This window comes from Limnohabitans sp. (assembly GCF_044361645.1).
In the GTDB taxonomy this organism is placed as follows: domain Bacteria; phylum Pseudomonadota; class Gammaproteobacteria; order Burkholderiales; family Burkholderiaceae_C; genus Limnohabitans_A.
The window spans coordinates 20,566-41,579 of the sequence record NZ_JBIKIL010000016.1; the positions used below are offsets into that span (position 1 = coordinate 20,566).

At 60.0% G+C, this 21,014-nt stretch carries 17 protein-coding genes; 10 read left to right on the forward strand and 7 right to left on the reverse strand.

Features of this window, described 5'->3' with window-relative positions; translation table 11 throughout:
• Positions 1-101: 101 nt before the first annotated feature.
• Positions 102-722 (forward strand): response regulator, encoded by a 621-nt coding sequence (locus tag ACIQ39_RS04300; RefSeq protein ID WP_396433377.1) that lies wholly within the window; start codon positions 102-104, stop codon positions 720-722.
• 121 nt (positions 723-843) lie between these two features.
• On the forward strand, positions 844-1,224 hold the full coding sequence (locus ACIQ39_RS04305) for a ComEA family DNA-binding protein (RefSeq protein WP_396433378.1): 381 nt from the start codon (positions 844-846) through the stop codon (positions 1,222-1,224).
• Between the two features lie 88 nt (positions 1,225-1,312).
• Here ACIQ39_RS04305 and ACIQ39_RS04310 read toward each other — a convergent pair whose 3' ends face one another.
• Both ACIQ39_RS04310 and ACIQ39_RS04315 read right to left on the reverse strand, forming a co-directional pair.
• Positions 1,313-4,999, reverse strand: a complete 3,687-nt coding sequence (locus ACIQ39_RS04310; protein ID WP_396433379.1) for a hydantoinase B/oxoprolinase family protein — start codon at positions 4,997-4,999, stop codon at positions 1,313-1,315.
• 25 nt (positions 5,000-5,024) lie between these two features.
• Complete coding sequence (locus ACIQ39_RS04315) at positions 5,025-5,558, reverse strand: winged helix DNA-binding protein (protein WP_396433380.1); 534 nt, start codon at positions 5,556-5,558, stop codon at positions 5,025-5,027.
• Between the two features lie 242 nt (positions 5,559-5,800).
• Here ACIQ39_RS04315 and ACIQ39_RS04320 point away from each other — a divergent pair, with 242 nt between their 5' ends.
• The 8 genes from ACIQ39_RS04320 (at position 5,801) to ACIQ39_RS04355 (ending at position 16,456) form a co-directional block, all read left to right on the forward strand.
• Positions 5,801-6,775, forward strand: a complete 975-nt coding sequence (locus tag ACIQ39_RS04320) for a TRAP transporter substrate-binding protein (protein WP_396433381.1) — start codon at positions 5,801-5,803, stop codon at positions 6,773-6,775.
• 71 nt (positions 6,776-6,846) lie between these two features.
• Positions 6,847-7,347 carry a TRAP transporter small permease gene (locus tag ACIQ39_RS04325; protein WP_396433382.1) on the forward strand — a complete coding sequence of 167 codons (501 nt, stop codon included), beginning with the start codon at positions 6,847-6,849 and terminating at the stop codon, positions 7,345-7,347.
• Positions 7,340-8,635 carry a TRAP transporter large permease gene (locus ACIQ39_RS04330; RefSeq protein ID WP_396433383.1) on the forward strand — a complete coding sequence of 432 codons (1,296 nt, stop codon included), beginning with the start codon at positions 7,340-7,342 and terminating at the stop codon, positions 8,633-8,635. The genes ACIQ39_RS04325 and ACIQ39_RS04330 overlap by 8 nt, the downstream gene beginning before the upstream one ends.
• Positions 8,636-8,728: 93 nt before the next feature.
• Positions 8,729-9,763, forward strand: coding sequence for a recombination-associated protein RdgC (locus tag ACIQ39_RS04335; RefSeq protein ID WP_396433384.1), 1,035 nt, complete (start codon positions 8,729-8,731; stop codon positions 9,761-9,763).
• A gap of 34 nt (positions 9,764-9,797) precedes the next feature.
• Complete coding sequence (crcB, locus tag ACIQ39_RS04340; protein ID WP_353238686.1) at positions 9,798-10,187, forward strand: fluoride efflux transporter CrcB; 390 nt, start codon at positions 9,798-9,800, stop codon at positions 10,185-10,187.
• A 301-nt stretch (positions 10,188-10,488) separates the two neighbouring features.
• Positions 10,489-15,558, forward strand: coding sequence for a hypothetical protein (locus ACIQ39_RS04345; protein ID WP_396433385.1), 5,070 nt, complete (start codon positions 10,489-10,491; stop codon positions 15,556-15,558).
• 396 nt (positions 15,559-15,954) lie between these two features.
• On the forward strand, positions 15,955-16,140 hold the full coding sequence (locus ACIQ39_RS04350) for a BrnT family toxin (protein ID WP_396433386.1): 186 nt from the start codon (positions 15,955-15,957) through the stop codon (positions 16,138-16,140).
• Positions 16,141-16,186: 46 nt separating this feature from the next.
• Positions 16,187-16,456: a BrnA antitoxin family protein gene (locus ACIQ39_RS04355; RefSeq protein ID WP_396433387.1), complete on the forward strand. Its 270-nt coding sequence runs from the start codon at positions 16,187-16,189 to the stop codon at positions 16,454-16,456.
• A 203-nt stretch (positions 16,457-16,659) separates the two neighbouring features.
• Here the strand turns inward: ACIQ39_RS04355 and ACIQ39_RS04360 are convergent, their stop codons facing one another.
• From ACIQ39_RS04360 to ACIQ39_RS04380, 5 genes are all read right to left on the reverse strand, one after another.
• Entirely contained in the window at positions 16,660-16,959 is a 300-nt protein-coding gene (locus tag ACIQ39_RS04360) for a hypothetical protein (RefSeq protein ID WP_396433388.1), read from the reverse strand.
• A gap of 18 nt (positions 16,960-16,977) precedes the next feature.
• Positions 16,978-17,232 carry a MoaD/ThiS family protein gene (locus ACIQ39_RS04365; RefSeq protein WP_396433389.1) on the reverse strand — a complete coding sequence of 85 codons (255 nt, stop codon included), beginning with the start codon at positions 17,230-17,232 and terminating at the stop codon, positions 16,978-16,980.
• A 15-nt stretch (positions 17,233-17,247) separates the two neighbouring features.
• A complete protein-coding gene (locus tag ACIQ39_RS04370) occupies positions 17,248-18,600 on the reverse strand; it encodes an NAD(P)/FAD-dependent oxidoreductase (RefSeq protein WP_396433390.1) in 1,353 nt (450 codons plus the stop codon).
• A 169-nt stretch (positions 18,601-18,769) separates the two neighbouring features.
• Complete coding sequence (locus ACIQ39_RS04375; RefSeq protein WP_396433391.1) at positions 18,770-20,617, reverse strand: aldehyde ferredoxin oxidoreductase family protein; 1,848 nt, start codon at positions 20,615-20,617, stop codon at positions 18,770-18,772.
• A 40-nt stretch (positions 20,618-20,657) separates the two neighbouring features.
• Positions 20,658-21,014: 4Fe-4S dicluster domain-containing protein (locus ACIQ39_RS04380; protein ID WP_396433392.1), on the reverse strand; the 357-nt coding region annotated here is incomplete at its 5' end.

Below are 21,014 nucleotides of genomic sequence, written 5' to 3' on the forward strand. Positions count from 1 at the left end.
GATTTTTGTAAGTTTGAGCTAAATTGTTTCGAATTGTTTCAATCAATCAAAATTAGTATTCTTTTTTAACCATTTGCCATTTTTATTATTAAAATTGAGTCATGCAAACACATCCCACACCCGATACGCCCGAAGACTACTGTGGTACCACCTACGCAGCCAAATTGCTCGGCCTGTCGGTGGGAACCATCCAAACTTTGGTTGAAAAAAATGAACTGGTCGCCTGGAAGACGCAAGGTGGACACCGCCGCATCTCCATGCCCTCCATCCGCGAATACCAAAAAAAGCACAACATGCAGATGAGTCCCGGCCAAAACCGCGAGTACCGGCTGCGCATCTTGTTGGTCGAAGACGACCCGGTTACCCGTGAAATGGTGCGCGACTTTTGCAACCGTTGCGAAATGCCTGTCGATTGCACCGCGATGTCTTCCGGCCTAGAAGCCCTCATTGACATGGCCAGCATCCAACCCGATGTGCTGATCGCCGACTTGAATATGCCCGGTGTAGACGGTTTTGAATTGCTGCGCACCCTCAAACACTCAACACAATTCCAACGCATGACTTGTCTGGTGATCTCTGCACTGACACCAGAAGAGATTGCAGCCCGTGGCGGCTTGCCCGAGGGCACTATTTTCATGGCCAAACCCGTGAACATGCAATGGTTCAACGGCTTTTTCACGGCCTTGATCGCGGGCCGAAAACAGGAGCACCAAGCCGCCTGATGTTTTTTAAAACTAAAACATTTTGTTTCAATTTTAAAAAACAAAACCCACGCAACAAGCCACACGTTTCTCACAATGGTCAGCGCTGCAGATTTTTGCAGTCAACCCAAGGAGCGTCATCATGTGGAAGAAGATTGCAAGTTTGCTATGGGCATTGGGGTTTGCAAGCCTGTCTTGGGCTCAGCAACTCGACTTGAACAAAGCCACTGAAATTCAGTTGGATGCCCTCAAAGGGGTCGGCCCCGTGCTGACCAAAGAGCTGATCAGTGAACGCCAAAAAATGCCATTCAAGGACTGGAATGACGTGACCACCCGGGTCAAAGGCATCGGTGCACAAAAAGCCAGCAGCCTTTCAGAGCAAGGGGTTCGGGTGCAGGGCGCTGCTTTTGCTGGAACAACAGACAAAAAACAGACCAAAGACGCTGGCAAAGACGCGACAAAAACAGCCCCTGCCAAATCGACAGACGCTGCAGCGCCCAAAACCTCGCCTGCCAAAAACTGAGGCTTTGCTTGAAGCGGGGCCGCTCTGGGATCGGCCAGCCAACGTGCCAAACTCAGGCCCTTCAAGCCCTTCAAGCCCTTCAAGCCCCTCAAGCCCGTTCACGGGCTTGAGCACCCGTCTCACCAAACCCGCCGCCACCCGGCGTGTGGATCTCAAACACATCCCCCGCCTGCATCTCGACCTGGCCAATGTGCGCGAGCTCTTGCACGCTGCCATCCCTGCGCACCACCCGGTTGATGCCCGGCAGGCCGCTGTGCCCGCCCGCCATGCCAAAGGCCGGATGAACGCGCCCGTTGGACAAAATGCCTGCCGTCATCGGCTCTAAAAAGCGCACGCGGCGCACGCCCCCATCGCCACCCTGCCAGCGCCCCGCGCCGCCTGAGCCTGGGCGAATCGCGTAACTCTCCAGCCGCACCGGAAAGCGGAACTCCAGCACCTCCGGGTCGGTGAGGCGTGAATTGGTCATGTGGGTTTGCACCACCGAGGTGCCGTCAAAACCACCCACCAGTTGGCCCTGTGCGTCATAGCGACCGCCCGCCCCGCTGCCGCCCGAGATGGTTTCGTAATACTGCACCCGCGCATTGCCAAAGGTGAAGTTGTTCATGGTGGGCTGGCTGCCCGCCATCACGCCCAAAGCGCCAAACAGCGCGTTGGTGATGCAGGTCGAGGTTTCCACATTGCCTGCCACCACCGAAGCCGGTGGGTTGGGGTTGAGCATGGAGCCCTGCGGAATGGTGACCTTGAGCGGCTTCAAGCAACCCGCGTTCAGCGGGATGTCGTCGTCCACCAAGCTGCGGAACACGTACAGGACGGCCGCCATGCACACCGCACGCGGCGCATTGAAGTTGTTGGGCAGCTGGGCGCTGGTGCCGGTGAAGTCAATCTCGGCCGTGCGCTCGGCGCCATTCACGCGCACCGCCACCTGGATCTGCGCGCCGTTGTCCAGCGGCAAAGTGAATGCGCCGTCTTTCAGGCGCGTGATGACGCGGCGCACCGATTCTTCGGCGTTGTCCTGCACATGGCGCATGTAGGCCTGCACCACGTCCAAGCCAAACTGCGCCACCATGCGGCGCAGCTCTTGCACGCCTTTTTCGTTGGCGGCAATCTGCGCTTTCAGGTCGGCCATGTTTTGTGCTGGGTTGCGCGAGGGGTATTCGCCGCTTTGCAGCAAGGCCACCATCTCGGCCTCGCGCAAATGGCCCGCATCGACCAGCTTAACGTTGTCGATCTGCACGCCCTCTTCTTCGATGCGCGTCGAAAACGGTGGCATGGAGCCCGGCGTCAAACCGCCCACATCGGCGTGGTGCCCGCGTGAGCCGACATAAAACACAGGGTCAGCGTGGCCCTCCAAATACACCGGCGTGATCACGGTGATGTCGGGCAAATGCGTGCCGCCGTGGTAAGGGTCGTTCAGCACAAACACATCGCCCGGCTGCATGCGGCCTTGGTTCTCCTTGATCACGGTTTGGATGCTCTCGCCCATCGAGCCCAAATGGACCGGCATGTGCGGCGCGTTGGCAATCAAATGGCCCTCGGCGCTGAACAAGGCGCAAGAGAAGTCGAGGCGCTCTTTGATGTTGACCGAGTAGGCCGTGTTTTGCAGCTGCAGGCCCATTTGCTCGGCGATGTTCATGAACAGGTTGTTGAACACCTCCAGCAGCACCGGGTCGGCCTGCGTGCCTGCGGCGTGCTGCACCGCCCGCGCTTGCACGCGCACCAGAAGCAAATGGTCCAGCGCCGTCAATCGCGCTTGCCAACCGGCCTCCACCACGGTGGTGGCGTTCTTCTCGGCAATGATGGCGGGGCCGTCGATCACGTCGCCGGGGCGCATGTCTTCGCGCACCACCAAAGCGGCGCCTTGCCACTGGGCCACACCTTGCGCATTGGCGGCATAGACCTGCACCGTGTCACGGCGCGGCACATCGCGCTGCGGGTGCACGGCCAGCACGGCTTCTTCGGGCGCATCGCCGGGCAACACGGCCTCGACCGACACGGCTTCGACCACCAAGGCCTTGCCCTGCATCAAGAAGGCAAAGCGCTGGCGGTACGCGGCCTCAAAACCGGCCACCAACTGGGTTTGATCGCCCCAGGGCACGACCAAGGCCGAGTCGGTGCCCTCGTAGCGCAAATGCACGCGCTGGCGCAGCTCGATGCGCTGGGCACTGGCCGCATCCCCACCCATTTGCGCCAGCAAGGCTTGTCGCGTGGACTCGCCCAAGGCGTGCAAGCGCTCGGCCATGAAGGGCATGGCCGCAGCGTCCAGACGCCGTTCAAAGGATTCTTCGCGCATCACGTTCTGGTCGGCCAAGCCCATGCCGTAGGCCGAGAGCACACCCGCCAGCGGGTGCACCATCACCTGCGACATGCCCAAGGCATCGGCCACCAAACACGCATGCTGCCCGCCCGCACCGCCAAAACACTGCAAGGTGTAGCGCGTCACGTCGTAACCCCGTGCCACCGAGATTTTCTTGATCGCATTGGCCATTTGCTGCACCGCGATCTGGATGAAGCCATGCGCCACGTCTTCAGCGGCGCGCCCGGTTTGTGTGGCAAGTTTTGCAAAATGCCCGTGCACCACCTCGGCGTCCAGCGGCTGCTTGGCATCCGGCCCGAACACCGACGGGAAAAATTTCGGCTGAACCTTGCCCACCATCACGTTGGCATCGGTCACGGCCAGCGGCCCGCCCCGGCGGTAACTGGCGGGCCCCGGGTTGGCCCCCGCGCTTTGCGGCCCCACCCGAAAGCGCGCACCGTCATAGGCCAGCAAAGACCCGCCGCCTGCGGCCACGGTGTGGATGCTCATCATGGGCGCGCGCATGCGCACGCCCGCCACCTGGGTTTCGAACTCACGCTCAAACTGCCCGGCAAAGTGCGACACATCGGTGGAGGTGCCGCCCATGTCAAAACCAATCACCTTGTCGTGCCCCGCCAGCTGCGCCGTGCGGGCCATGCCCACAATGCCGCCCGCCGGGCCGCTCAAAATCGCGTCCTTGCCCGCGAACACCTGCGCGTCGGTCAAGCCGCCAGACGACTGCATGAACATGAGCTTGACGCCCGGCATTTCACTCGCCACCTGGTTCACGTAGCGTCCCAAAATCGGCGACAAATACGCATCCACCACCGTGGTGTCGCCCCGGCTGACCAGCTTCATCATCGGGCTGGTCTGGTGCGAAGTACTCACTTGCGTGAAACCGACCTCACGCGCCAGGCGCGCGGCGGCCAGCTCATGCGCCGTGTGCCGCCAGCCGTGCATGAACACAATGGCCACCGAGCGCACGCCTTGAGCGTGCGCGTTCACCAATTGGGTGCGCAAATGCGCTTCGTCCAAGGGCTGCAAGACCTCGCCGTCCACCGTCACACGCTCTTGCGCCTCGACCACCGCGCTGTAGAGCAACTCGGGCAAAACAATCTGGCGGTCAAACAAGCGCGGGCGGTTTTGGTAGGCAATGCGCAGCGCGTCGCCAAAGCCTTGGGTGGTCACCAGCAGGGTGGCCTCGCCCTTGCGCTCGAGCAGCGCATTGGTGGCCACGGTGGTGCCCATCTTCACGCACTCGACCTGCTCGGGCGTGACCGGCTCGCCGGGTTTCAAACCCAGCAAATGCCGGATGCCCGCCACCGCCGCATCGCGGTATTGCTCGGGGTTTTCGCTCAAAAGCTTGTGCGTGACCAGGCTGCCATCGGGCCGTTTGCCAACCACGTCGGTGAAAGTGCCGCCTCGGTCGATCCAGAATTGCCAGCGTTGTTGGCCAGAGAGTGCGCTGTTGGAGTCAGTCATAAAGCGATAGAGAAGCTAAAAGGGATCACAAAGAAGCCGCAGCACGCGCCGCCTGGTCGTACATGCCAGACAGTACACGCAGCAAGCGGGCCAATTCACCAATGTCACGGTTCAGACCGTCGTCGGCCTTCAGGGCGTCGATCAGGCAGCTCTCGCGAATTTCGCGGTAGCGCTGCACATGACTGCGGCCCAAATCGGTCGCAGCATAAGTCACGTCCTTGCCATGCTTTTGCGACTGCACCACGCCCAGGCCTTGCAGCTTTTTCAGGGCGTAGTTCACCAAGTGGGTGTCTTCGATGTTCATGATGAAACAGATGTCGGCCAGGCGTTTGTCGCGGGCGCGGTGCGTCACATGGTGCAGCACCAGCACATCGAGCGGGGTTAAATCCTTCAAACCCGCCGCCGACATGCAGTGGATGATCCAGCGGTGAAACGCATTGCCCGCCACGATCAATCCAAACTCGAACTCGCTCATCTCAGCGCTGTCTGGCGAGACCAGATGGGCCGACGACACAATGGGGTTGGCCACGCTGGCGGCCATGGAGGATTTACGCGGCATAGGTGAAGATGGGGCAGTTGGTGTTTGGTAAAAAGATGAGAAAGTTTAGGCCAACTGCCGACAATTTGCCAACAATTTGTTGACTATAAGGGAAAGTACCGATCACAAATTGTCGTTAGATTGCCTACAGTGAGCATCTGCCAGAGGCTTTTAATGCGCGCTTGTAGCGGGCTCGCCTCTTGCATAGACCCATGGACTGTCCGTTCACCCACCGCTTGTTCCAACACCTCACAGGAGTTCTCATGCACCGTCGCACTCTTCACCTCAGCCTGCTGGCTGGCCTGCTCGCTGTTTCCGGCTTTGTGTCGGCCCAAACCAAGTGGGACTTGCCGGCCGCTTACCCCGCCACCAATTTCCACTCGGTCAACCTGAACCAGTTCGCTGCCGATGTGGACAAAGCCTCGGGCGGCAAACTCAAGATCACGGTGCACCCCGGTGCCTCGCTGTTCAAAGCCCCAGAAATCAAGCGCGCCGTGCAAGGTGGGCAAGCCCAGATTGGCGAGATTTTGTTGGCCGCCTACCAAAACGAATGGCAAATGTTTGGTGCCGATGGCCTGCCCTTTTTGGCCACCAGCTACGACGACTCGATGAAGCTCTACCGCGCCCAGCGCCCCATCTTGGAAAAAAAACTGGCCGAGCAAGGCATGATGCTCTTGTACGCCGTGGCTTGGCCACCTCAGGGCATCTACAGCAAAAAGCCCATCCAGAGCGCTGCCGACCTCAAGGGCAGCAAATGGCGCGCCTACAGCCCATCCACCTCGCGCATTGCCGAACTGGTGGGCGCGCAGCCCGTGACAGTGCAAGCGGCCGAACTCTCGCAGGCCCTGGCCACTGGCGTAGTGGAGTCCAACATGACCTCGGGGGCCACAGGCGTGGACAGCAAGCTCTACGAACACCTGAAGTTTTACTACGACGTGCAAGCCTGGCTGCCCAAGAACGCCATCATCGTCAACAAAAAAGCCTTTGACGCGCTCGACAAGCCCACCCAAGACGCCGTGGTCAAAGCCGCTGCCGAGGCCGAAACCCGTGGCTGGACAGCTTCGCGCAAAGTCAACACCGACACCATGGCCGTGCTCAAGGCCAATGGCATGAGCATCGAGCCGCCATCGGCGCAACTCAAAGCCGACATGCAAAAAGTGGGCGAGACCATGCTCAAAGAATGGCTGGCCAAAGCGGGCCCAGAAGGCCAAGCCATGCTGGACGCTTACCGCAAGTAAGCACAGGCACGCCCCCTGAAGCGCCCAACTCGCTTCAGGGGGTTTTTCTTTGAACCGAAAACCATATTGATATGCGAAAAACCCTGAACGCCCTTTACGAAGCCTCGGCCTGGGTGGCGGCTTTGCTCATGGTCGGCGTTTTGCTGATGGTGCTGCTGTCCATCGTCAGCCGTTTGCTGCACTTTTATGTGCCTGGCACCGACGCTTACGCAGGCTACACCATGGCGGGTGCGGGCTTCATGGCCCTGGCGCACACACTCAAACGCGGCGAGCACATCCGGGTCACGCTGATTTTGGGTCGGCTCAAGGGCGTGGCACGGCATCGGCTGGAGCTTTGGGCGCTGACGGTGGCATCGGTGCTGTCTTTGTTGCTGAGTTTTTTTGCTTGGCGACTGGCCTGGCAATCGCATGTGTTTCATGACATTTCCACGGGCAGCGATGCCACGCCCTTATGGATTCCGCAGATTTTGATGGGTCTGGGCTGCACCGTGTTGTCTCTGGCTTTGCTCGATGAATGGTGGCTGGAATGGCGCGGTCAACGCGCGCACAGCCAAGGGACAGGCCATGAATGACTTTTTGATCACCTTTTTGCTCATCGTCTCGCTGTTCGCCCTGCTGGGCAGCGGTGTCTGGATCGGCCTGACCCTGGCCGGTGTGGCCTGGATCGGCATGGAGCTTTTCTCCACCCGCTCGGCGGGCGATGCCATGGCCTTGACCATTTGGGGCTCGGCCAGCAGCTGGACCCTCACGGCCTTGCCCTTGTTCGTTTGGATGGGCGAGATTCTGTTCCGGACCAAGCTCTCAGAAAGCATGTTTCGCGGCCTGGCGCCTTGGGTCAATGCCCTGCCCGGTCGTTTGCTGCACACCAACATTTTGGGTTGCACCATCTTCGCGGCGGTCTCGGGTTCGTCGGCGGCCACCTGCGCCACCATCGGGAAGATGAGCATCCCTGAGTTGACGCAGCGCGGCTACCCGGCCGACAAAATTGTCGGCTCGCTGGGCGGCGCCAGCACGCTGGGCCTGCTGATTCCGCCCTCCATCATCATGATCGTGTATGGCGTGGCGGCCGAAGTGTCGATTGCCAAACTCTTCGTGGCAGGCGTGATTCCGGGCATGATGCTGGCTGCTTTGTTCAGCGGCTATTTGATGGTCTGGGCCTTGCGCAATCCGGACCAGGTTCCGCGCTCGGACGAGCGCATGAGCCTGCGCGAGAAACTCAGCGAGTCGCGCCACCTGATACCGGTGGTTTTGTTGATCGGCGGGGTGATCGGCACCATTTACACCGGCATCGCCACCGCCACCGAAGCGGCGGCCGTGGGCGTGGTGGGTGCTTTGCTGCTGTCTGCTGCGCAAGGCTCGCTCAACTGGGCCACCTTCCGCGAGGCGCTGATGGGCGCCACACGCCTTTACTGCATGATCGCGCTGATCCTGACCGGTGCTGCTTTCCTGACCTTGTCCATGGGCTACATCGGTTTGCCACGGCATTTGGCCGAATACGTCACAGCCCTGCAGCTCTCGCCTGCGGTGCTGATCGTGGCGCTGGCCTTGTTTTACATGCTGCTGGGCTGCTTTCTCGATGGTATTTCCATGATTGTGCTGACCATGGGCGTGATCTTGCCCACCGTGACGGCCGCCGGCATCGACCTGATTTGGTTTGGCATCTTTGTGGTCATCGTGGTCGAGATGGCGCAAATCACGCCCCCGGTGGGCTTTAACCTGTTTGTGCTGCAAAGCATGACCGAGCGACAAATCACCTGGATCGCCCGAGTGTGCATGCCCTACTTTTTCATCATGGGGCTGGCTTTGGCGCTGCTTTGGTGGTTTCCCGGTTTAGCGACCTGGCTGCCCTCGCGCATGTGATGACGCGGTCACTGCATCGCATTCACCTGACTTGATCCTCTAAGATAGCCCCTTGTTCGGCCGATGCTTGCGCCGAAGTCTTAGAGGATTGCTGTGTTCAAAAATGTGATGGTTTACCGCATCGGCGAGGGCTTTGCGCCCGCATTGGCCGATGTGCAGGCGGCGCTGGAGCCGATGCAGTTTGTGGAGTGCGGCGCCAGCCAGGACAAATCTATTGGCTGGGTGCCGCCCCGGGGCGAGGCCCACGGGCCGCTGGTCGAATCGGTCTCGGGTCAGTGGATCATGAAGCTGATGATCGAGTCCAAGGCCGTGCCCGGCAATGTGGTGCGCCGCAAGGTGGACGAGCGCATCGCCGAAATCGAAGCGGCCACCGGCCGCAAACCCGGCAAAAAAGAAAAGCGCGAGCTGATGGAAGACGCTCTGTTGTCGCTCTTGCCGCAGGCCTTTGCGCGCCAGTCCACCGTGCTGGTGTGGATGGACCTGGAAAACCGCCGCTTGGTGCTCAACGCAGGCAGCCAAGGCAAGGCCGACGAAGTCATGTCGGCGCTGATGAACGTGATGGGGGGTTTGTCGGTCTCGCTGATCCAGACCGTGACCTCCCCGCAAGCGGCCATGACCCAATGGCTGCTGGCCCCCACACCCGATGAATGGCCTGCCGATCTGACGGTGGAGCGCGAAACCGTGCTCAAGTCCACCGGCGAAGACGCGGCCAGCGTGCGCTTCACCCGCCACCACTTGGCCAACGACGATGTGCGCAAGCATGTCATGGAAGGCAAGCTGCCCACCCAATTGGCGCTCAGCTGGGACGGCCGCGTGGCCTTTGTGCTGACCGAGACCCTGCAGCTGAAAAAAGTGCAGTACCTCGACGGCGTGATGGACGAGTCGGGCACCGACAAAACCGAAGACCGCTTTGACGCCGATGTGGCCCTGTCCACCGGCTTGCTCGGGCTGCTGATCGACAGCCTGATCGAAGCCCTGGGCGGCGAGATGGAACTGGGCGCAGCAGCGGCCGACCCGGCCCAGCCGAACCCAACGCGCACCGTGGTGAATTCGACCCTGCAGACGGGTGCAGCGGGTGCAGCGGGTGCAGCGGGTGCAGCGGCCACCGAAGAAGACCCGCCGTTTTAATCGTCGGTAAACCCCAAGCGTAAGGACCCCCGCCATGCTCACGGTGATCGCGATTTGCCTGGGGGCTTGTGTGGGCGCGCTGTCGCGCTGGCAGCTGGGCCTGTGGCTCAACCCCAGCACCGCAAGCGCTGGCCTGCTGCCCTGGGGCACCTTGGCGGCCAACCTGATCGGTGGCTACTTGGTCGGTGTGTGCGTAGGCGTGTTCCAGCAACTGCCCGAACTTGACCCGGTTTGGCGCTTGGCCTTGGTCACTGGTTTTCTGGGGGCACTGACCACGTTTTCCAGCTTCTCAGCCGAAGTCGTGGCCATGCTGCAGCAAGGCCGCTTTGCGCTGGCGGCAGGCACGGCCAGCTTGCACTTGTTCGGTTCGTTGGCCCTCACGGTGCTGGGACTTAAAACCGTGGGTCTGCTCTGGGCGCGCTGATCGGGCGAGGGGCGGGTTTGCAGCGGTAGCGGACATAGAAAAAGTCTACTGACCTGCTGATAACGGGCAGTAGCCGACGCTGCCCAGCAGCAACTGTAGAGCCGTCTACTTCATCGCATCTTTGCCGAATGTGGGTGCTATTTAGACCAGCCGACAATGCCTCGTCCGATCGACAGCGGCTTGCGTCGCATAGAGTGCGCGTCGGCCGCCCCCTTATGACGACATTCTTGACTAAAGCTTAAGTCTGTCTCCTGTATCCTGTCTATTAGGAGGTGCCACAGGGTGGCGAAAATATTTGCATATGAGCAAGAAGAAAGACACCGAGCGCGACCCTCTTACGGGCACTCAAGTAATGAGCACCGTCGCAACAGGCGGAGGAGGAGGCATCTTCCAGGCCCGCGTAGGAGCGCTCTACCTTGCGAACATGCTGACAGGGCTACCCACTGCCTTCAGCTTACATGGCTGCCGCGTCGAAACCGTCCGATTTGAGGCCCGCTATACCGGGGCCCATACCGACGACATCTACTGTCAGATCAGCCGCAACGGCAAGACTTGGCAGCAGTTCATCCAGTGCAAGCGCGGCCTAAACGCCACGGCTGGTGAGACAGACTTCATCGATAGCCTGCAAGGGGCCTGGCGAGACTTCCTGACGGTTGAAGGGACTCCCTTCGTTCGAGGCCTTGACGTGCTGGTGATTGCCACCATAGCGCCCGCGACCCCAGCCAATCAAGCTGCCAAACGGCTATGCGAGCTGTCCCGGGCCTCTGTTGACCTGGCGGACTTCCTCCTTAAGTTGGAGTCGAAGCTGTTTGACCGCAAGCACAGGGACACTTGGGCAGCCTTCAAAACGGTTTCTCAGGCCACCCTTGGGGACAAATACACCGAGGAGCTTGTCTTCGAGCTGCTGCAGCACCTGCGATTCGACATTCACGACCTAGCAAATGATTCATCTCAGGAACTGAGCCTCGTTCAGGCGTTGCTGACCTCTGGGCAGCCAGGCGACTCAGGCGAGGCCGTCTGGGACGGATTGTTTGCCTATGTACAAGAACATGGGATTTCGGTAGGTACAGTAACCCGACAGACTTGGTGCTCGACGGCAAAGGCTGGCCTGCAGGAAATGGTGAGCCGTCTGAGCATCCAGCGAGGCCTTGGCAGCGCTGCGGATCGCATGAGCGAGCGTGCACTGATGCAGCTGTCGCTTATATCAGCCAAGCTTCCCAATGACGCGCATATACCGCGTGGCGATTGCATCGCCCGTCTACTTGCAACCCTCGACGAACGCCAGCTGGCTATCGTGACCGGAGGCCCGGGTGCGGGCAAGTCAGCGGTTATCTCGGAGCTTGCCCCCCTGCTTCGAGAATCCGGTCCGCTCTTTTTCTTTCGAGCCGACGAACTCGAAGCGCCTAGCTTGGCTGCAGTTCAGTGCCTGCAAGGTCTGCCCGATCCGGTTCTTAGTTTGTCTGCGATGTTGCACGCAGGACGGCCCACCGTTGTCATCGATTCCATGGAGAAGATTCTCGAAGGCAGCAATCGCGGGGCTCTCGAGGAACTGCTGGCCCTCGTTCGCCAAAACAAGCAAGCGCGGCTATGCGTAACGACTCGCTCGTATGCGCTCAACAGCCTCTACTTGAACTTTCTCTCTAGCCTTGCGCACCAGGTGGTCGATGTCCCGCCGCTCACGGACGCCGAGGTGGCCGCTGCGGTCGCCGGTAGCGCGCTTGAAGACGCTGTCGCCCGAGACGCGGGTGTGCGTGAGGTGCTGAGGGCGCCGTACTACCTGAAGCTGGCTTTCACCTACATCGCTGCGCAAGGAACACTGCCTCAAGCCTCCGGCAATGACCTTCGACGCCATCTTTGGAAGGAGCGCGTTGCACCCAGCAAGAGCCCCGCAGGAATGGCGACTAGGCGCCAAGCCGCCTTTGACGAGGTTTGCTATCAGCGCACTGACCGCTTCGCGCAGTTCGTCGATGCGCCTTCAGACGCCGAGGCGGTGGCGGCGCTCATTCAAGACTCGGTCTTGGCCAAGGACAGCACCGACAGAGTAGCTCCTGCCCATGACGTGCTGGAGGACTGGTCGCTGATCTTTCGCGTGGAGCGCGAAGTGCGGTCTGCTGAACGGGACTGGGGGGCCTTGTTCGCAAAGCTAGGCTCGCACGCGGGCATGCGCCGATCATTGCGGTCCTGGACGGCCGAGAAGTCAGCTGTCGGGGATGAAGACGCCTACGCCTTGCTTGAGGCGGCGCTCAGACCTGACCCGGCGATGCCGCAGCTATGGCGCGACGAGGTAGCGATTGGGCTGCTGCGCTCAGAGCGTGTGGAAGAACTTGTCACAAAGCTTGGAAGCAGGGGCGCCTTCAACAACGCCGCACTGCTTCAACGCCTAAGCCACTTGCTGCGGGTTGCTTGCAAGGGCCCCACGTCCTTCGATTACTCACAGCTTGCTGACGATCCTGCGAACAAGGAGATCCTTGCTCGCATTGGGATGGCCGCTCCCGTAGGCAAAGCGTGGGACGTGATGATTGCGCTTGTCGCCAAGGCATTCCCGAGTTTGCCGCCTGAAGAGCACGGCTGGGTCGTTCAACTCGCCGAAGACGCGATTGCCCACAACGCGCAGTGGTGGGAGCCGTCGCACCGCGTGCTTGATGTCTTCAACCTTGCGGAGCAATTCTGTTGGCAGGATAACGACCCTTGGTATCGAGAGCGGTCACTTGGCCAACGCTTCTATACGCTCCTCTGCAGCACCTGCGGGGCAGACGGGCCTCGGTTCAAGGCCTACATCGACGCGCTCATTGAGCGGCTGGCTAAGGCAACCGAGAGCAGAGATGGTTACGCGGAAGAACGCCTCGAGTACCTTACCAACTTCAAGCACAGCAGGGAAGTAAGCTGCTTTCACCCGGAACTGGTGCGCAGGGTCTTCCAAGTCCTCTACGTTGAGACCGAACCGCAGGAACATCGAAGGTTTGGCATGAACGGCTGGGAGGCCGACATGGGCCTCACCGAGAGAGCTGCACACGCCTTCTGGCCCGCTTCGGTCATGCAGGGCCCTTTTCGGAATCTCCTACTGTTCTCGTTTGCCAAGAGCCTCATATTTGTTATCGATCTTTGCAATCACGCAGCAGAGAGTTTCGTGAGGAAATGCTCCGATCAGGTGTCATTGATTGAAGCCGCGGAAAGCCCCAATGGCAGGCCGCACATCCATGATCAGAGACTTTGGGGCGCCTACCGCGGGATGTCAGTCTCCAGCGACATCTTGGTAAGTGCTCTCATGTCTCTGGAGGAACGCCTTCTCATCGAGGCAAGGTCACAGCCTGAGCTGATCAAACACGCGCTTGAACTCATCCTCGACCGAGGCACTTCAAGCTTCACCACGAGTGTGGCGGCCAGCCTGATGACGGCTCATCCGAGTCTGGTCACAGAGAAGATGTTGGGCATCTTCAAGTGCCCGTGGTTCTTTGTCGACGACTTTTCCCGCTGCCAGCAAGAGCCGCTGGTGCTCGCGATACATGGCGGACACGATGGACTGGACGGCGAGCGGCAGAAGGAACGGATTGCAAGCAAAAATCTCCCGCACAGACGCTACAACTTGGAAGACCTAGCGCTTCAACTGCAGCTGAGTCGCTTGGACCTTCGTGATGCGATCTTTGCCATCCTGGACCAGCATAAGGCAGCCCTGCCGGCGAATCCAGAGGACGCTCAGTCCTGGCGCATTGCTCTTAAGCGCATGGATCTTCGGGAGTTGAAGGTCGGCAAGCAAGTAGAGGGTGGAAGAGCGGTGACCCTTGAAGTTGCCAACTTGGAGCCTGAGTTGCAGCAGGCAAGCGCTCGCGCGGGAGAGCACTTGCAGTGGATGGAGCGGCTGTCGGCTATTCGGCTGTGGGCAGCCTCGATAACACGACCAGACACAGTCTCCGATCCCAATCGAGCCGACAGCTTCTCCTCCCCAACGGAGGTGTATGACGAGTTCATGAAGGTCCGCATGGAGTTCACCGGTGACGACAGCGCAATGCTCATCGGCCTGCAAGACGAGCTCCCGTGCGCGCTGATTCAGCGCTGGCCAGAAAACTCATCGCCGGCCCTTCAATGGGCCCAGAACTACCTTATCGAGACAACCGCACAGAAGCCGGACAAAAAGACTTGGTTGCTACGCGGATCTATGGAGGGTGAGTTAAGGGTTCGTACCTTGCTGATCCTCGCGAGTAGAAACCCATCGCTGCCCAACATGCCGACGGCACTGGCCAACATCGTCACCGAGCCGGTTTGGGAGGTAAGGCGAGCCGCAGCCGATGGTATTTCGGATGTCTTGAGGGAACGACAGCCAGAGCTGGCCGCCATTCTCACCTGGGGTCTTGCTTACTACGCGGAGAACATGGAGACAATGATCTCGCAGTCACGCAACCGAAAGCGAGTCTTGGTCGACAGCGCTCGGGACGAAAGCTCCGAGGCTCTGTTTCGCGCCCTAGCAAACGGCAAGCCAGGCGAAATGCCAGTTCCAACGAGTCTTGCTGCCGCCAAGGAGTGGACTATCGCGCTAGCCGCCGCCAGGACAGAGTCGCCGGGGGCATGGCGTGTTAGCGCGCTCTCAACGCTGGTGCGCTTCATGGCGGATCACGAAAGAGAGCCCCGAGTCGATCACAATGACCCAGAACATGTTGACTTTGAAGCTCGCCGGGAAACAGGGGACCTTTTAGCTTTCGAGCTGCTGGCGCAGTCATCTAGGGAGGGCCCAGCTTTCGAGCTGCTGGTTTACTGTTTGAAGCACGCTCCTGAATTCAGCAATCAAGTGCTCGAGTCAACACTCGTGGCGAGCATGAGGCAGGAGTACGACAATCCTGAAGCATTCTGGCGAGTCTGGGACGAGGCCATTGATATCGTCCTTGCCGATCAGTCACTTAGGACCCACACGAAGCAGTCATATAGTAGGTTCGACAAGGCTCTTCGAACGTTGCTGTTCTGTTCGGTGCCGTGGTCGAACACGCGGTACGACTTACCTCTTCTTCAATGCCGTCCCGATTTCGTTGCGCAGTGCCTCAAGTTGGCAGGGGACAGCCGACCAACACTAGAGAACTTGCTGAGACTTATGGCTGGCATCGGGCAGACACAAGCAGTGCCTGCCGCCGTACCTCAGCTTCGAGATGCGATTCGCAGCGCCCCAGCCGACCTGTTCGATGATGGGAACTGTCTTTGGAATACGGAGACTATCTGCCGTGTAGCAGTGCATGAGCACCGTCCAGCGCTCATGCGAGACGTCACCCTGCGAAGGGCGACGCTCGATGTGCTTGACCGGCTCGTAGACGCAGGGTCCTCCCTAGCCTTTCAACTCAGAGACTACCTCGCATCTTCCGCTACGACATCTAGCGCTGCCATCGAATAATCGTCAATACCAATCCTGAAGCCCTGCGATCGGCGGAAAGTGGAACCGTGATCAATGTCTGGTGGCAAGGTTATGGCCTAAAGTTAGTGCAAGCCGACATGCTTTGAAAGGGCTTGATCGAACGTTGAGCGACGGCTTTAGGCAATGATCTCTTGACTCTGATGACCGCAATCGGTCGGCTCCAGCCCGTCACCTGCACATGCTGATCGACCGCTAACAGCCTATTTCAGCCACTCGCCCAAACTCACCCTCCACCCCGCTGCATCGTCAAATCAAAGTGCTTCATGAAGCGCTGGCGTGCATATTCTTCAATGGGTACGCTGAGCGGTTGACTGAAGGACAGACGGCCTTCTTGCCAATTCTCGAAACCTATTTAATGGGTGTACAATAAATCGCATGGGCCTTGAGTTCGACGCTGCAAAACGAGACCAGACGCTGTTGGAGCGTGGTTTGGATTTTGCCCGCGCTCAAGAGGTCTTTGAGGGCATGCACTTCACCGGGCAGGACTCAAGGATCAACTACACCGAAGACCGGTTCATCACTGTGGGTTTCTTGGATGCCCGCTTGATTGTTTTGGTCTGAACCCCACGCGGCAAAGTGCGCCGCATCATCAGCATGAGGAAAGCCAATGACCGAGAAAAAGCGCTCTACGCCCGCGCCCTGGATGGATCCGGATGACGCGCCGCCTTTGACGGCCGAGTTTTTCAAATCGGCGGAACTTTACGAAGGCAAGCAACTCAAACCCCGAGGACGCCCCAAGGCCGCCATGACCAAAGAGCCCGTCAAGCTTCGTTTGGATGCAGATGTCCTGGCCGCCTTGCGTGCCAGTGGCGAGGGCTGGCAAACGCGCATCAACGAGGCATTGCGCGCTTCCTTGAGATTGGCCGGGCAGCTCTGAAGGACCCCAAGCCAAGCCGCCAAGACTTGCGTTCTCAGGGTCATCAGAGCGAACTGGTCGCCATGGGCAAGCTTCAAAAACTGGCCCAAGGGCTTTATCACGCGCCCAAACCATCCAACTTAAGCCCATTCCCGCCTGCCGACGATCAGGTGGTGAAAGGCTTTCTGCGGGACAAGGAATTTTGGGTGTTCTCGCCCACACACTCACCCGCCACCGCGCTGCATGTAAAGATCAAAGCGCTTCATGAAGGCATAGCGCTCCTGCGCATCCAGCCCCTCCAGCGCAAAGTTCACCCGCAGGACCGGCATGCGCATGAGCGCGATCACGCGGGGCGGCATGACTTGCCAGCGCAAATGCAAACGACCTGCGCCGATGGTGGCCACTGCGGTCTGGCCTGCGTGCTGCCAAGGGCAGTCGCCCATGGCGGCGGGCAGCCAACCCAACCACTCCGCTTCGGTGCAGCCCATGTCGCGCTGAAATTGCTCGGCGTAACTCGATTGCATAAGGACTTTAAAAAGCGCTCAGCCCCCGGCCACGGGTGGCCAGATGGCCAGCACATCGCCTTCGGCCAAAGTGGTGCTGCCGCGCTCTTCGGGCGCGATGAATTTGCCGTTGACCAGCACCAAATGCACCAACTTGGGTGGCAAGCCAAAGGGTTCGATGATCTGGCTGATGCTCGCGTCCGCAGCCACCTCTAAGGTGACTTGGTTGCTGCGCCGGGCCTCGGCGGGCAAATAGTCGGTCAGCGTGGCAAACAGTTTGAAAGTGATGTTCATGCGCAAAGGCCCATCTCAATGGCCAGCACCTGAACGGCGACGCTCGTCCGCCGCCCCATTCCAGCGGCCTTGGCCTTGGGCGCAGTCCAGGTAAGCGTCCATCAATTTGGTGGGGTCTTGAACCAAGCGGTCTTTCCAAGGGCCCAAATGCACCTGGCCTTCAACCAAGCCACGCATCACGCCCACATGTTCGGTCCAGCCCACGCTGTTGCAACCCACCATCACATCGTCCTTGAACTGCAAGCTCAGGTGACGGCCAGCGGCCTTGTCGGTCAGCACCGCCGACTGGCCATCGGCCACGCCTTCCCAGTTGCCAAAACTGGTGGAGATCAAGCCCAGGGTGTCGAGCACGTTGATTTGCGTCACGCCTTTGAGCTCGGTTTTTTGGCCCACCATATTGAGCGCAGCCACACGGGCCTGCTCGGCGGCGTTGGGCTGGATGGCGCTCACAATCGTTTTACCGCTGACCATGTCAAAGGCCTCGGCGCAGTCGCCTGCAGCGTAAATGCCAGGCACATTGGTTTGCAGGTGCTCATCGGTCAACACGCCTTGCAGGCAGGTGATGCCGCTGTCTTTCAAAAAGCCAATCGCTGGGCGCACACCGGTGGCGCTGATGACCAGATCGGCCTCGACGGTTTGGCCATTGGACAGGCGCACGTGCAGCGCGCCGCTGTCGTCGTCAGACCCCAAGCCCACCGCCGCAGCCAATTTGCCGATCAAACTTTTTTCAGCCCCTTGGCTGATGGCTTCGACCTTGGTGCCGGTGAACACCTGCACGCCTTTGGCTTCGCACCAGTCGCGGATCATGCCGCCTGCAACAGGCCCCATCATGCGCGGCACCATGCGGTCGCCCATCTCCACCACGCTGAGCTTGACACCACGCGCCGCCAGCGCTTCCATGATGATGCAGCCAATGAAGCCTGCGCCCATTTGCAGCACACGGGCACCGGGCTTGGCCAAGGCTTGAATGGCCCGGGCGTCGGCCAAAGTCCAACAGGGGTGCACGCCGGGCAAATCCATGCCGTCAATCGGTGGGCGCATCGGGTGCGAGCCGGTGGCGATCAAGAGCTTGTCAAAGGCCATCGACTGGCCATTGTCCAAATGCACCGTCTTGCCCGCCGCGTCCACACGGGTCACTTTGGCCTTGACTTGCGTGATGCGCAAATCATCGAAGTGCGAGTCGCTTTTGCGCAGGTAAGTGCCGCGCTCGTCGATGTTGCCAATCAGCAGGTAAGGGATGGCCATGCGCGAGTAAGGCGCATCGGGCTCGTCGCCCACCAAGGTGATGCTGTCGGCGGGGGCGTGTTTGCGCAATGTCTCAGCGGCAATGACGCCGGCGGGGCCTGCGCCCAAAATGACGTGGTGCATGGTTCGGTCTCCAAAAACGGGCTGCGGCCCGAAGGCCGCAGGAAAGTGAAAAAAGGGATCCGCTTCAAGCTGCGCCGAGCTCAGACGGAGCCCAACGCAGTGTTCACGGATCCTGGGCACCACACTGGCGATGACAGACAGGTCAAGGCCAAGGCAGCGCGCCACCCTCTCACAGGCTCAAACGCGCCTTGGTCTCGGCCGTGGGGCGGCCTTCGCTGTCCCAGCCGCGCACGTCGTAGTACTTGGGCAACATTTCAGCCAGCATGCTCACTTTGCCTTTGGACGGACCGGTTTTGGCAGCCTCGGTCAAGAGGCGCTTGGGCAGGTTGTCGTCGGCCTTGGTAAAGCCTGCGGCGTTGTTGAACTCGCGCTCCATGTTCCAGATGCGCTCACCGATTTTTTCCAACTCTTCGGTGGTGTATTCGTCGTTACACGCCGCTTGCAGTTGCGGGGCCAAGTCGGCCACGCCCCAAGCAAAGGTGGTGAACACGCACAAACCCGACGAGTCGAAAGCGGCCGTGGCGTCTTGGAAAGCCTTGACCAACTCGGGCTTGCCTTCGTGCTCCAGCGGATCGGTCTTGACCGGGATGCCCAGCACTTCAGAAGCGATGGTGTAGCCGCGCAGATGGCAGGCACCGCGGTTGGAGGTGGCATAAGCCAGGCCAATGCCCTGGATCGAGCGGCCGTCGTAGGCAGGGAACTCTTGACCCTTGACGCTCATGGACAAGTCGGGGTGTCCATACTTGGCGGTCAGGCGCTTGGAGCCTTGACCGATCTCGATGCCAAAGCCTTCACCCTTGGCGGTGATTTCGGCAAAGTGCGCCAGCGCCTCGGCCGAGCCGAACTTGGCGTCGATGCCCAGCTGCTCTTTGGTGAGAACACCCATCTCGTACAGCTCCATGACCGCGCCCACTGTGGTGCCAAAACTGATGGGGTCGAAGCCCTCTTCGTTGCACAGCAAATTGGCGTACTGCAGGGCTTCGAGGTCATTCACGCCGTTGGCCGCTCCCAGCGCCCAAGCCGCTTCGTACTCCAGGCCGCCATTGGCACCCCAGTACTCAGGCTTGTTTTTCACAGTGAAGTGGCCTTCGTCCATCTTGCTGATGCGGCCGCAGGCGATGGTGCAACCAAAACAGGCCTGGTTGGTCACCAGGTGTTTTTTGCCGTCGGTCTCACGCGGAGTGGCCATGGCTTCGGCCGAAATGTCTTTGGCGCCTTCGAATTGCACATCGCGGTGGTTGCGGGTGGGCAAAGCGCCCATCTCGTTGATCACGTTCATCAGCACCTGGGTGCCGTAAGCAGGCAGGCCTTGGCCGGTGACGGCGTTTTCGGCCAAGATTTTCTTCTTCTCGAAGGTCACCTTCATGAAGGCCTTGGGGTCGCGGATGTTGCCCACGCCCTTGGTGCCGCGCACCGCAATGGCCTTGAGGTTCTTGCTGCCCATGACCGTGCCCACACCCGAGCGGCCAGCCGCACGGTGCAAATCGTTCACCACTGCGGCGTAAAGCACGCCGTTTTCACCGGCCTTGCCAATGCTGGAGACACGCACCAACGGGTCTTGCAGGCTGCTTTTGAGGACCTCTTCGGTCTTCCAGACACTTTGACCCCACAAATGCGAGGCGTCGCGCAGCTCGGCGTCGTCGTCGTTGATGTAGAGGTAAACCGGCTTGGCCGATGCGCCTTCAAAGATGATCATGTCCCAACCGGCCATTTTCAGCTCAGCGCCCCAGTAGCCACCCGAGTTGGAGCAAGCGATCGCGCCGGTCAGCGGACTCTTGGTGATGACGGTGTAACGGCCACCGGTGGAGGCCATGGTGCCAGTCAGTGGGCCGGTGGCCCAGATGATTTTGTTGTCGGCCGACAACGGATCGACTTTGGGGTCGACTTCGCTGACGAGGTATTTGCTGCCCAGACCACGCGAACCGATGTAGGCACGTGCCCACGCCATGTTCAGCGGTTCGGATTTGACGGTGCCCGCAGTCAGGTTGACGCGGAGAATTTTTCCAGCCCAAGACATGTTGATGCTCCTTGTAGGTGCTTGAATTAAGCGGCTAAATTTAGGCGGCCGAGGGCTGATTGCCCAACTTGTCGGCCCACTGCTTCATCTTGTCGATGCCAGTCCAGTTGGCGTCCACAAAGGTGATGGCACCGGTGGGGCAAGCCTCGACGCAAGCCGGGTCGCCACCGCACAAGTCGCACTTTTGCACCTTGCCGGTTTCCTGCACATAGTTGATGGTGCCAAACGGGCAGGCGATGGTGCAGACCTTGCAGCCCACACAGGTGGATTCGTTGACCACTTTGGCGCCGGTGGCTTTGTCCACGGTGATGGCTTCCACAGGGCAGGCGTGCAGGCACCAGGCTTCGTCGCACTGGGTGCAGGTGTAGGGCACTTTTTTGCCGGTGTGATGGAAATC

Bases quoted from the DNA above. Each gene is read 5' to 3' on its own strand.
- ACIQ39_RS04320 (WP_396433381.1), top strand. From the start codon at position 5,801: ATGCACCGTCGCACTCTTCACCTCAGCCTGCTGGCTGGCCTGCTCGCT.
- ACIQ39_RS04330 (WP_396433383.1), top strand. From the start codon at position 7,340: ATGAATGACTTTTTGATCACCTTTTTGCTCATCGTCTCGCTGTTCGCC.
- ACIQ39_RS04310 (WP_396433379.1), bottom strand. From the start codon at position 4,999: ATGACTGACTCCAACAGCGCACTCTCTGGCCAACAACGCTGGCAATTC.
- ACIQ39_RS04355 (WP_396433387.1), top strand. From the start codon at position 16,187: ATGACCGAGAAAAAGCGCTCTACGCCCGCGCCCTGGATGGATCCGGAT.
- ACIQ39_RS04305 (WP_396433378.1), top strand. From the start codon at position 844: ATGTGGAAGAAGATTGCAAGTTTGCTATGGGCATTGGGGTTTGCAAGC.
- ACIQ39_RS04300 (WP_396433377.1), top strand. From the start codon at position 102: ATGCAAACACATCCCACACCCGATACGCCCGAAGACTACTGTGGTACC.
- ACIQ39_RS04325 (WP_396433382.1), top strand. From the start codon at position 6,847: ATGCGAAAAACCCTGAACGCCCTTTACGAAGCCTCGGCCTGGGTGGCG.
- ACIQ39_RS04345 (WP_396433385.1), top strand. From the start codon at position 10,489: ATGAGCAAGAAGAAAGACACCGAGCGCGACCCTCTTACGGGCACTCAA.
- crcB (WP_353238686.1), top strand. From the start codon at position 9,798: ATGCTCACGGTGATCGCGATTTGCCTGGGGGCTTGTGTGGGCGCGCTG.
- ACIQ39_RS04360 (WP_396433388.1), bottom strand. From the start codon at position 16,959: ATGCAATCGAGTTACGCCGAGCAATTTCAGCGCGACATGGGCTGCACC.
- ACIQ39_RS04350 (WP_396433386.1), top strand. From the start codon at position 15,955: ATGGGCCTTGAGTTCGACGCTGCAAAACGAGACCAGACGCTGTTGGAG.
- ACIQ39_RS04370 (WP_396433390.1), bottom strand. From the start codon at position 18,600: ATGCACCACGTCATTTTGGGCGCAGGCCCCGCCGGCGTCATTGCCGCT.
- ACIQ39_RS04315 (WP_396433380.1), bottom strand. From the start codon at position 5,558: ATGCCGCGTAAATCCTCCATGGCCGCCAGCGTGGCCAACCCCATTGTG.
- ACIQ39_RS04375 (WP_396433391.1), bottom strand. From the start codon at position 20,617: ATGTCTTGGGCTGGAAAAATTCTCCGCGTCAACCTGACTGCGGGCACC.
- ACIQ39_RS04365 (WP_396433389.1), bottom strand. From the start codon at position 17,232: ATGAACATCACTTTCAAACTGTTTGCCACGCTGACCGACTATTTGCCC.